Origin of the sequence: Marinitoga sp. 38H-ov (assembly GCF_011057715.1) — a bacterium.
Lineage (GTDB): Bacteria > Thermotogota > Thermotogae > Petrotogales > Petrotogaceae > Marinitoga.
The window spans coordinates 1-11,897 of the sequence record NZ_LNGH01000054.1 but is presented as its reverse complement, the minus strand read 5'-3'; the positions used below and the strand labels follow the sequence as shown (position 1 = coordinate 11,897).

13 protein-coding genes are annotated in these 11,897 nt (G+C 26.8%); 7 read left to right on the top strand and 6 right to left on the bottom strand.

Features of this window, described 5'->3' with window-relative positions; genetic code table 11:
* The first annotated feature begins 15 nt into the window (after nt 1-15).
* Genes AS160_RS10550 through AS160_RS10535 form a run of 4 tightly spaced genes read left to right on the top strand, consistent with a single transcriptional unit; the run spans nt 16 to nt 4,731 of the window.
* Nucleotides 16-1,011, top strand: coding sequence for an ornithine carbamoyltransferase (locus tag AS160_RS10550; RefSeq protein ID WP_165148766.1), 996 nt, complete (start codon nt 16-18; stop codon nt 1,009-1,011).
* 14 nt (nt 1,012-1,025) lie between these two features.
* Nucleotides 1,026-2,345 (top strand): amidohydrolase family protein, encoded by a 1,320-nt coding sequence (locus AS160_RS10545; RefSeq protein WP_165148763.1) that lies wholly within the window; start codon nt 1,026-1,028, stop codon nt 2,343-2,345.
* Nucleotides 2,339-3,628, top strand: coding sequence for an amidohydrolase family protein (locus tag AS160_RS10540; RefSeq protein WP_165148760.1), 1,290 nt, complete (start codon nt 2,339-2,341; stop codon nt 3,626-3,628). The genes AS160_RS10545 and AS160_RS10540 overlap by 7 nt, the downstream gene beginning before the upstream one ends.
* An 11-nt stretch (nt 3,629-3,639) precedes the next feature.
* Complete coding sequence (locus tag AS160_RS10535) at nt 3,640-4,731, top strand: 4Fe-4S binding protein (protein ID WP_165148757.1); 1,092 nt, start codon at nt 3,640-3,642, stop codon at nt 4,729-4,731.
* Between the two features lie 396 nt (nt 4,732-5,127).
* On the opposite strand, the gene AS160_RS10530 is transcribed toward AS160_RS10535, so the two are convergent.
* The 5 genes from AS160_RS10530 to AS160_RS10510 all read right to left on the bottom strand — a co-directional run bounded on the left by AS160_RS10530 (nt 5,128) and on the right by AS160_RS10510 (nt 7,856).
* Nucleotides 5,128-5,451, bottom strand: a complete 324-nt coding sequence (locus tag AS160_RS10530) for a hypothetical protein (RefSeq protein ID WP_165148754.1) — start codon at nt 5,449-5,451, stop codon at nt 5,128-5,130.
* Nucleotide 5,452: 1 nt separating this feature from the next.
* A complete protein-coding gene (locus AS160_RS10525; protein ID WP_165148751.1) occupies nt 5,453-5,782 on the bottom strand; it encodes a hypothetical protein in 330 nt (109 codons plus the stop codon).
* A 19-nt stretch (nt 5,783-5,801) separates the two neighbouring features.
* On the bottom strand, nt 5,802-6,098 hold the full coding sequence (locus AS160_RS10520; protein WP_165148748.1) for a hypothetical protein: 297 nt from the start codon (nt 6,096-6,098) through the stop codon (nt 5,802-5,804).
* Nucleotides 6,086-6,385, bottom strand: a complete 300-nt coding sequence (locus AS160_RS10515; protein ID WP_165148745.1) for a hypothetical protein — start codon at nt 6,383-6,385, stop codon at nt 6,086-6,088. The genes AS160_RS10520 and AS160_RS10515 overlap by 13 nt, the downstream gene beginning before the upstream one ends.
* 313 nt (nt 6,386-6,698) lie before the next feature.
* Nucleotides 6,699-7,856, bottom strand: coding sequence for a PatB family C-S lyase (locus AS160_RS10510; RefSeq protein WP_165148742.1), 1,158 nt, complete (start codon nt 7,854-7,856; stop codon nt 6,699-6,701).
* Between the two features lie 169 nt (nt 7,857-8,025).
* On the opposite strand from AS160_RS10510, the gene AS160_RS10505 reads away from it, so the two are divergent.
* Nucleotides 8,026-9,729: an oleate hydratase gene (locus AS160_RS10505; protein WP_165148739.1), complete on the top strand. Its 1,704-nt coding sequence runs from the start codon at nt 8,026-8,028 to the stop codon at nt 9,727-9,729.
* A 307-nt stretch (nt 9,730-10,036) separates the two neighbouring features.
* Here the strand turns inward: AS160_RS10505 and AS160_RS10495 are convergent, their stop codons facing one another.
* Nucleotides 10,037-10,300 carry a TetR family transcriptional regulator gene (locus tag AS160_RS10495; protein WP_165148736.1) on the bottom strand — a complete coding sequence of 88 codons (264 nt, stop codon included), beginning with the start codon at nt 10,298-10,300 and terminating at the stop codon, nt 10,037-10,039.
* A 444-nt stretch (nt 10,301-10,744) separates the two neighbouring features.
* On the opposite strand from AS160_RS10495, the gene AS160_RS10490 reads away from it, so the two are divergent.
* Nucleotides 10,745-11,317 carry a CPBP family intramembrane glutamic endopeptidase gene (locus AS160_RS10490; protein ID WP_165148733.1) on the top strand — a complete coding sequence of 191 codons (573 nt, stop codon included), beginning with the start codon at nt 10,745-10,747 and terminating at the stop codon, nt 11,315-11,317.
* Between the two features lie 80 nt (nt 11,318-11,397).
* Complete coding sequence (locus AS160_RS10485; protein ID WP_165148730.1) at nt 11,398-11,808, top strand: hypothetical protein; 411 nt, start codon at nt 11,398-11,400, stop codon at nt 11,806-11,808.
* Nucleotides 11,809-11,897 lie beyond the last annotated feature (89 nt).

The following is an 11,897-nucleotide window of genomic DNA, read 5'->3' as shown; positions in this document are numbered from 1 at the left end:
AGGGGGAAGATAGGTATGTCAGCATTTTTTAAAACAGAAAAAAGTAGACATTTTATAACAACTCAAGATTTTACAAATGAAGAAATAGAGATAATGTTAGATTTAGCAAGAGACTTAAAAATCAAAATGGCTTCTAACATTCCAACACCATATTTATTGTATAAAACATTATTTTTAATATTCTTTGATCAATCAACAAGAACAAGAAACTCTATGGAAGCAGGTATTGCACAACTTGGTGGACATGCAAACTTCTTAGCTCCTAATATGATGCAATTATCTCATGGAGAAACACCTGAAGATACTGCAAGAGTATTAGCAAGAATGGGTCACGGAATTGCAGTTAGAGCTTGTGAATTTGGAAAAGGTAATAAATATTTGAGAGGTATGGCATCTGTTTCTCAAGTGCCTGTTATGAATTTACAAGATGATGTCTATCACCCATTCCAAGTATTAGCAGATGTTATGACTATGCAAGAAAGATTTGGAAAAAATCTAAGAGGATTAAAAGTTGGTATTAGTTGGGCATATGCAGAAAGTCATTTAAAGCCACTATCTGTTCCACAATCACAAATATTATTATTTACAAGGTTGGGAATGGATGTTACATTAGCATATCCAGAAAAATTTGATTTAATGCCAGATATTGTTAAACAAGCACAAGAAAATGCAGAAAAATATGGTGGAAAATTAAATATCTCACATAATATGGAAGATGCTTTTGTTGATGCACATGTTGTAATTCCTAAAAACTGGGGAGGTTTCTTTGTTTCTGATGATCCAGAAGAAATTAAAGCAGAAACTGCAAAACATAAAGATTGGATTTGCGATGAAGATAAGATGAAATTAACAAGACCAGATTCAATATATATGCATGCATTGCCTGCAGATAGAGGAAAAGAAGTTGTAGATTCTGTTATTGATGGACCACATTCTGTAATTTTCGATGAAGCAGAAAATAGGTTACATACTGCTAAAGCTGTTATGACATTATTAATGGGTGGAAGATAATAAGGTGTGATTTTATGTTTGATCTTGGAATAATAAATGGTACTTTATATATATCAGGTAAATTTTTAAAAGCCAATGTTTATATAAAAAATGGAAAAATTTCTGACATTAGCAAATCTCAATTAGAGGCTAAAAAATATTATGATATTTCCGGGAAGTATTTACTTCCCGGTTTTATTGATCCACATGTGCATTTTCATCTTGATTTAGGAAAATATATTTCTGCTGATGATTTTTATTCTGGGTCCATCTCAGGTGCATATGGTGGAATTACAACATATATAGATTTCTTAGATCCAGTAAGAACAGCTGAAGAATTAGAAAAAGCTTTTGAATATAGATTAAATCTTGCAAAAAATAGTTTAACAGATTATGCTTTTCATGCTACAATAGCTAATCCTATAGATGAACCAGAAAAAATTTTAAGAAAAGCAAAAAAATTGGGATTATCAAGTATTAAATTATTTACCACATACTCTTCTTCTAGTAGAAGAACATATGATGGGTATATTGCTGAATTATTAGAAAAAACAAAACAGTATGGAGTAGTAATTTCTATTCATGCAGAAAATGATGAGATAATAAAAAAATATGAAAAGAATGAAATTAAAGTAAAAGATCATTCAAAATATAGACCAACAATTATTGAATTATCAGAAGTAATAAAATTAGCTGAAATGGCAGAGTATTATAATGCACAATTATATATTGTTCATCTTACTAGTGGAAAAACACTTAATGAATTAAAGAAAAAATTTAAACATATATTGGGTAAAAACCTTATTATTGAAAGCTGCCCACATTATTTTTATTTTACTGATGATATATATAATACAGAAAAAGGGTACCTATATACAATGACTCCACCTCTTAGGAGTAAAAAAGAACAAAAAATGCTAATAGAAAATATTGATTATATACACACAATAGGTACAGACCATTGCCCTTTCAATATTGAAGAAAAGAAAAAAGATATAGTGAATGGCATGCCGATGGGTATAGGTGGAGTAGAATTTTCTTTTGTATTAATGTATTCTTTATTCAGAAATAAAATTATAGACAAATTTACAAAAAATGTTGCAGACTATTATGGACTTAAAAATAAAGGAGAGATATTACCTTCATACGATGCAGACTTAGTAGTGTTTGATCCCAATAAAGAGTGGGTAATAAAAGAACATCATTCTAAATCTGATTATATACCTTATAAGGGATTTAAAGTAAAAGGAAAGATTGTTTCAACAATATCTAAAGGCAAATTTGTAATAAAGGATGGAGTTTTAAACAAAAAAATTAAAGGCTCATATATTAAAAGGGGAGAAATTATATGGTAAAAACCATAATAAATTGTAATATTTTTGATTATGATACTTACAAAGAAAATCAATATATTAGATTTAATGATATTATTCTTGAAGTAGGAAATATGGACGATTTCGAAAAAAAAGATAATGAAGAAATTATAGATTTTAAAGGAAAATTAGTTATGCCTGGCTTTGTTAATGGGCATACACATATATACTCCACTTTTGCAAGAGGGATGAGCGTTAAATTTAATCCTAAATCCTTTTCTGATATACTAAAACAGCTATGGTGGAGAATGGATTCTAAAATAGATTTAGAAACTACATACTATAGTGGACTAGTTAGTGGCATTGAGTTTATAAAAAATGGTATTACAACTTTTATTGATCATCATGCCAGTGGAATGGATATAAGAGGAACATTAAATGAATTAAAAAAAGGAACATGTGATGAAATTGGTTTAAGAGGAATTTTTTGCTTTGAAACAAGTGACAGATTTGATGTTGATAGCTGTATAGAAGAAAATATTGAATTTTTAAAAAAACAGTCAGAGAAATATGCTGGAATGTTTGGTCTTCATGCATCACTCTCATTATCAAATGAAACATTGAAAAAAGTATCGGAATTTTTAAATGAAGCACCAATACATATACATGTTGCAGAGAGCTTGGAAGATGAAAAAGACTCAATAAATAAATATGGCAAAAGAGTAGTTGAAAGATTAGAAGAATTTGATTTACTAACAAAAAACTCAATATTATCCCATTGTGTTCATATTGATGAAAAAGAAGCTGATATTGTTTCTAGACATGATGTATATGTTGCATTAAACCCAACTTCAAATATGAATAATTCAGTTGGATTACCGAATTATAAGCTATTAAAAGTAAAAGGAATAAAAACAATTATCGGGAATGATGGGCTTGGTTTTAATCTCACAAGAGAATATTTAAATCTATATTTTACCCAAAAATATAGATATGAAGATCCAACATTTTTTAGTTTTAATGATTTAAAAAATAATATCGATAATGTATATAATCTTGTAGGTGATATGTTAAACATAAAAATAGGAAGAATAAAAGAAGGATATAAAGCAGATATTATTTCATATGATTATATACCTTTCACATCTTTAAATGAAAATAATATTTTTGGGCATGTATTTTTTGGAATATGGGACAAATTAGATGTAATGGACACTATTGTTAATGGGGAGTTTTTAATGAAAGATAGAGAGGTAAAATTTGAAGTTGAAAAAATTTATAGTGAAGCAAAAAAAATTGCTGATAAAATGTGGGATAGACTTTAAGGGGGGAAAGTATGGATTTAAGTACAGAATTTGCAGGAATTAAATTAAAAAATCCTTTGATGCCAGCATCTGGTCCTCTTGTTGGCGATGATGAAAAAATGTTATATATTTCCAGACTTGGAGTTGGCGGAATGGTTACAAAAACTATTTCTACAAAAGCTGCCGAGGTACCAAGACCTTGTATATATGGCACAAATAATTATATAGTTAATGCAGAATTGTGGTCTGAATTACCTCCAGAAAAATGGATAAATGAAATATTACCAAGATTAAAAAATGAACTAGATATTCCATTAATTGTTAGTGCAGGATATACAAAAGAAGATATGGAAATTTTAATTCCTCAGCTGGATAAATTTGCAGATGCATTTGAAATTTCCACACATTATGTTGGAAAAAATTTAGATAATATTGCAGAAACGGTAAGAACTATAAGAGCAAATACAGATAAGCCTATATTTATGAAAATGAGTCCTCATATTCCTGATCCGGTAGAATTTGCCCAAATGGTGCTTGAAAATGGCGGAACAGGCGTTGTGGCCATTAATTCTTTAGGACCAACTATGTTAATAGATATTCAAAATAGAACAAATTTAATTGGTAACGATAAAGGACAAGTATGGATTTCAGGTCCTGTTATAAAAAATCTGGGTCTTGCACTGGTAAATACTATTAAATCAGCTGTCCCTGAAATTCCAGTGATTGGAGTTGGAGGAATTTCTTCTGCAGATGATGTAATAGAATATTTATTAGCTGGTGCCGATGCTGTACAAATGTTGTCTGCTGCATTAATAAAAGGTAAACAATTGTATAAAACTATTGTTGATCAACTTCCTAAAGCACTTGAAAAATATGATTTTAGTAGTATAGATGAGGTTAAAAAGACAGGTCTTAAGAAAAAAGAGGTAGTATTTAAACCTAAATATCCACAAGTTGATTTAAACAAATGTACTTTCTGTAAGCTTTGTGAAATGGTATGTCCATATTGGGCTATTACTGTTGATAAAGAAAATAAACAGGTAATAGTAGATGAAACTAAATGTTTTGGTTGTAGCTTATGTCAGAGTAGATGTCCCGTTAAAGCTATTAGTGGAGTAATCTAAAAAACGGCTGCCCATTAGCGGCCGTTTTTTAGATTAATGTTTATAATTTATTCTCTATAATTTCCTAATGATAATTTTTTTGTTTTATAAATAACCTTATTAGTTCAGTAATAAAAATGAGCACTACTATAAAATGTCCCCATATAAGAAAATATGTAATACTGAACAAATAATGAAATAAGAAAAACCTATTATTTTGTTGAGTATTTCTATATTAAAGAATATAAAATATATAGAAGATATTAAGAATTTTGAATATTTTCTTCAATAATAAAATTTTGTGAAGGATAATAACAAAAATATGTAAGAATAAGTTCCTATAGCTAATGCAATAATTATTTTTTTAACCATTCTACAACATCAACTTTAATTACTCATTTTTTTAAGAATAATATATTATTTGTTCTTTTCAAAAAATGTTAAAATAGATACCGTTACAAAGGGAATTAGTAAATTAAATGATCCCCATAGTATATAAATGTTATATATAATAAATAATATAGTTAAACGTTTTCCCAGTAATTTATCATCTATAGAATATTTTTCTTTCAAATCAAACATTATAATTAATGTAGCAATAAATAATATAGTAGCTCCTATAAGCTCCCTTATAGATATTAAATTTTTTAAAAATTTTGAATCTAAAAATTTTATAAGTGTTACCCATGAGGTTACAACAAGAATAGATTTTAATAATCCATATTGATTTCTTTTGTTCATTTCATTTCACCCACGATGCTACATCTGTTGATATTGCGCCTGAAATTGCTCCTCCTGCAATACCTAAAGCTAAATTTGTTAAAGTTATAGGATTTGAACTAAATGCAGCTGTAGCAAGGTATCCTGCTCCGCCCATAATACCTCCAACTATTGAAGATTTTTTTGTTTCTTTCCATGCTTCAATACCTTTTTGATTAAATTCTTCAATTTTTTGTGCATTTCTTTGTTGAAGTTTTTCCCACGATTCTGATCCTGTAACATATCTTCCTTGATTAACTTGCCCATAACCACTAACATTTCCTTCATAAATAGCATCCATTCTAATATTCACAAGAAACCCTCCTTGTAAATCATTTTATATTATATAGTAGTTTTTTAAATTCAATATTTTTTGAAAAATATCTGACTCCATTTATATAAAAATCAATATAGTAAATTTCTGGAATAAGATGAAGTGAATTTAGTTTAAAAATAACATAACCATCTGAAACATTTGTGGTGAATTCAAATATATTAAAATAAGACATAAGAATTATATTTTGCTCATTTTTTAATATAGCAAATACATTATAATATGTATTAAAATCATATATTTTATTAAAAGAAAAATTAATAAATATTGTATTATTGACTCCTAAAATACGCATTTTTCTTTTCCGTTAAATGAATTCGACACATAAATATATTTTAAACGCGGAATTTGCTTTATTAATTCATTTGAACACATTAATTTATTATTTGTTTTGATAATCTTATTGTTTATTATTGGTAATGGGATTTCAAGATTATTAGGTGTTTTTATTTTATAAAAATTAACATTTTTCAAATCTTTTTTTGAAATATTTGAAATTGGAATCTCTTTTAACGTATTTAAATTTTTATCTTTTTGTACAAATATAAATTTGGAAATATATGGAATCTCAATCAAATACATAAAAAATACCCCTTTTAAATTTTAAATAAAACTTGCTTAATATTAAACATAATTATTATAAATCAAAAAAAAAAAAAGTCAACAAAAAATCAAATATTTACTCTATTATTTTAAATAATCAAATATTGGATTAATATATCAAATTATAATTATTTAAAGTAACAAAATTAAAAAAATAAAATTTTTATATAATATGGAAAATATCTAATTTTTCAATCTGGATATCTCAAAAGAGAGCTTATTGTTTTAAGGATTTTACTATTATTATAAAATTCAACGCCAGAGTGTTAAAAAATGAAAATAAAATGCACTCTTATCTAAGTGCATTTTTAATTCTCTTACACGTTTCTTCTATATTTTCTCTTGATGTTGCAATATTCATTCTCATAAAACCTTTGCCGCCTGGTCCAAAGGTATCACCAGAATTTAAACCAACCTTAGCCTTTTTTTCTAATAATTCTCTTAACTCATTTTGACTTAAATTTAGTTGTCTAAAATCAAGCCATACTAAAAAAGTCCCTTCAGATTTTATTACTTTTACTTCTGGAATATTTTTTTCAAAGTATTCTTTTACATAATAATAATTCTCTTCAATATATTCCATTGTTTTATTTAACCAATTTTTACCATATTTATATGCTGCGTTTGCAGCTATAATTGAAGTTAAATTGTGCCCATATAAACCGCTTTGAATAATCCATTTTTTAAATATTTTTCGCAATTCTGTATTTTTAATAATGGTGTATGAATAATGAAGTCCAGCAATATTAAATGTTTTACTTGGAGCCATTAATGTAATAGTGTTTTGTGCTATATCATCTGAAATAGAAGCTATTGGTGTGTGATTCACATTTTCAAATGTTAAATCTGCATGTATTTCATCTGATATTATTAATACATCATGTTTCAAACATAATTTACCTATTCTTTCCAATTCTTCTTTACTCCAAACTCGCCCAATTGGATTATGTGGGCTACAAAGGATAAACATCTTTGATTCTTTCAATTTTTCCTCAAAATCATCAAAGTCAATTTCATATCTATTATCTTTTAATACTAATTCGTTTATAACCAATTCCCTATTATTATTTTTAACAGAACTCATGAAAGGGGGATAAACAGGTGTCTGGATTAATATTTTATCACCTGGATTTGTATATAATTGAATGGAAAAGTTTAATGCTGGTATTACACCATGTGTGGACAATATCCAGTTTTTATCAACTTTCCAATTATGCTTATATTCAAGCCAACTAACAATGTTTTCTTTTAATTTCCTAGGTCTAAATGTATAACCATATGCCCCATGTTCTATTCTTTCCTTTAAAACCTTTATAACTTTTTCTGGAGCTTCAAAATCCATGTCTGCAACCCACATAGGTAATACATCTTTATCTAAAAATAAATTTTTATTCCACTCATACCAATCCCATTTCACGGAATATGTCCCTCTTCTGTCCACATATTTCATCACTATCCCTCCCTGAATTCATTCTATTTGGTTATATAATAACATATTTTTACACAAATAATCAAATATGTTGCAAATTTGCACAAATAAAGGGTTTTGATAATTTACAACCACAAAAAATAAGAGTATACTAAAATTACTTGAAGATTTTAAATAAAGGAGTGATAACATGGGCAGCTATCAATTAAAATATCATGCAAAAAAACCTGAAGGAATAGAAAACAAAAAAGCATATCTCGTTGGTTCAGGTATTGCAACATTAGCAGCAGCTTTTTTCTTAATAAGAGATGGACATATGGATGGAAAAAATATCACTATATTTGAAAGAAAAAACGTAAATGGTGGAGCATTAGATGGTGCAGGGAACCTTGAAGATGGTTATATAATTCGTGGCGGTAGAGAAATGGAAGAACATTATGAATGTACATGGGACTTATTTGGTGATATCCCAACATTAGAAGATCCAGAAAGAACCATTTTAGATGATATGAAAGAAATTAATGATTGGGACCCTAATGTTTCAGCTAATAGAGTTATTCAAAATAGAGGTGAAAGAGTAGATGCCTCAACATTAGGTTTAAAAGAGCATCACATAAAGCAATTAACAAAATTATTTTTAGCAAAAGAAGAAGATTTAGGAGATTTAACTGTTGAACAATTCTTCACACCAGATTATCTTGAAACAAATATGTGGTTATTATGGCGTTCAATGTTTGCTTTCCAACCATGGCATAGTGTTGTCGAAATGAAAAGATATATGGAAAGATTTATACATTTATTACCTGGAATGACAGAATTAAGAAATATATTATTCTCAAGATACAATCAATATGATTCATTTGTTTTGCCTTTAGTAAAATGGTTAGAGGATCATGGGGTAAAAATCGAAAATAATACATTAGTTACTGATTTAGATATCGAAATTTCTGGTAAAGAAAAAGTTGTAACTGGAATTCACTTAGTTCAAAATGGTGAAGAAAAACATATAAAAACTACAAGAAACGATTTGGTATTTGTAATTAATGGTTCAATGACAGAAAATTCAACATTAGGAAGCAATGATAAAGCTCCAGAATTAAACACAGAACTTGGTCCAGTATGGAGATTATGGAAAAACATTGCTGCAAAAGATCCATCATTTGGAAGACCTGAAGTATTTTATGAAAATATAGATAAAACAAAATGGGAATCATTTACTGTAACCTTTAAAGATCCAAAAATTGCAGATATTATTAGAAAGCTAACAAATAGAGATCCATACTCAGGAAGAGTTGTTACTGGAGGGATAATTACAATAAAAGATTCAAATTGGGGAATGAGCTTTACATTAAGCAGACAACCACACTTTGCAAATCAACCAAAAGATGTACTGGTATTATGGGCATATGGTTTATTTGCAGATAATGAAGGCGACTACATTAAGAAAAAGATGAGTGAATGTACTGGAGAAGAATTATTAAGAGAATTATTGTACCATATGGGTGTAGAAGAAAAATTAATGGAAGAAATTGTTAGTGATGCAATAGTTATTCCAGCAATGATGCCACATATTACAAGTCAATTTATGCCACGTGTTAAAGGAGATAGGCCAGAAGTTGTTCCAGAGGGTAGTGTAAATTTAGCATTCCTTGGACAATTTGTTGAAATAGAAGGAGACTGTGTATTTACAGTAGAATATTCTGTTCGTTCAGCAATGATGGCTGTATATAAATTATTGAACCTCGACAAAGAGGTACCAGAAATTTATCCAAGTAAATATGATATTAGACATATTGTAAATGCAACCAAAACATTATATGGAAATAAACCATTACCAGGAGAATTTTTCGTAAAAAAATTACTTAAAGATACTTCATTAGATGGATTACTATAATTAAAGGGCTCATTCATGAGCCCTTTTTTTTCAAATTTTTTTAGCGATCTATATATATCTCCTTCTATAATCCTGCTCAGTTTATCTGTTAAAGTTTTTGGATTTTCTATCATTTTATTTTTTATCCAATCTATAATAACTCCAGTAAGCGCTATTTCATAAAACTTCACAATATCATTTTTTGTTTTATCCGGAACTTCTATATTTTTTGAAAGTTCTTCAACCACGTTATATATAAGCTTTGACACATAATCATAAAGATGGTCTTCAAGTCGATTCCTATCTATTGAATTATATGCATTTAATACTACTTTTTGATTTTATTTAATAATAGAAAATAATAACCTTTTTGCCATGTTTTATATGTTTTATTCTCGCCAATTACCTCTTTTATTTCTGTAATAAATGTCCATTCAAGTAATTCATAAATATCATGAAAGTAATAGTATAATGTTCTTCTATTTAAACCACAGTCTTTTACAACATCATTTACTGTGATTTTTGATAAAGGTTTTTCTTTCATCAATTTTTTCAATGAATTTGAAAGTGCTTTTTTTGTTATTTCAGACATAATGGAAACCTCTCTTTTATTTCAGCAATTTTGTTTTCAGTTATATAATACACTGTATTCCTTATCAATTATACCATAACTCACTTTTTTTATATTATTATTTGATCACTTGATATATTAATTATAAATTTAAATATTGGAAATATAAGGTAAATTTTTTTATTTGTGTTGACTTCTTTTTTTTTTTTTTGATATAATCGAAAAGAATATAAAAATACTATAATAACATTTTTTTAATAATCTTTTTGTTACTCTTTATAAAAATATCTATGGCGCCATAAATAAAAATAGTGTCTTCAAAGATTATGATGAAAAAATAAAAAAATTCTATAATAGCATTTTTTAATTTTTTTTATTTCTTTTTACAAAATATTATTGAATTATTTATAAATAAAATATAAAAAATAATATTAAATAAAAGATTGTCAAAAAGGGTGAAAGTTTATGGTAAATGATATAGAAAGTTACTCATTTAAAACAAAAATAATAATATTTTTTCATATTATTGCAATAACCTATGTAGAAATTACTTCCAGTATTTCATATTTTTGGGCTATAATGTTTCTTTTATATCTTATAGCAGTTTATATTGAAATAAAAGGCGATAAATCATTAAAATTCTATTTTAAATTTAATAATTTCACTATTATATTTAAAAATAAATTGCTTTTATTTATATTGATTTTTTATCTTTTTGGAATATATATAAAGATTAAAAATTTTGATTTTAATGCTTTTTCTTCAATAGATTTAATGGCTATAACCTGGGCACCTATATACGAAGAAATATTATATAGATTAATAGTGATAGGTTTTTTGGAAATTATATTTAAAAGTAATAAGATAGTTTGTTTTATTTCAGCATTTATTTTTGCTATTGTTCATCAACAATATACATTGTTAGATGGAAAATTATTTATCTTTATATTTGCAATAATTAATTATTATTCATTTAAAAAATCTAAAACAATATATTCACCTATGCTTTATCATTTTCTCAATAATTCATTTTTTTAATAATTTTGTAAAAGATCTTTATAATTAATAATAATTAATTTCTGGCGCCAGATAAAAATCTAAAAATCAGGAGGGATTGTATGAATAAACGTATTTTTATAGTATTTTTGGTAATTTTTGTAAGTTTAACAATTTTTTCAAATGGTGTAAAGTATTATGAAAATCAAAAAACGATACTCCCAGAAGAACAATTAGTTATAAAATCAAATATTAATTCATATGGAAAAGTTATATATACATTAGTAAGAGAATTTGCTTATGTAGTTATAGAGGATCAAATGGAAAAAGCTTATCATGAAATCATTAGAATTGTTAAAAAAGATTATGAAGCTTATCTTGCCAAGAAAGCTGCTGAAGAAGAATATAACAGAAGAATTAGAGCCATTTTATCTCTTTTACAATATCCAGTAAAAAATACTCGTTCTACAACTATTTATGAAAATTATACCAGATGTATTTTGCAACTCAAAAGTAAGCCAAATTATAATTGAAAAATGGGCCAAAAAAATAAAATGTTGAAAACATCCGTGTTTTAAACAATATTAAGTTTTTGTTAAATTCATCTTATTTTTTCATATAT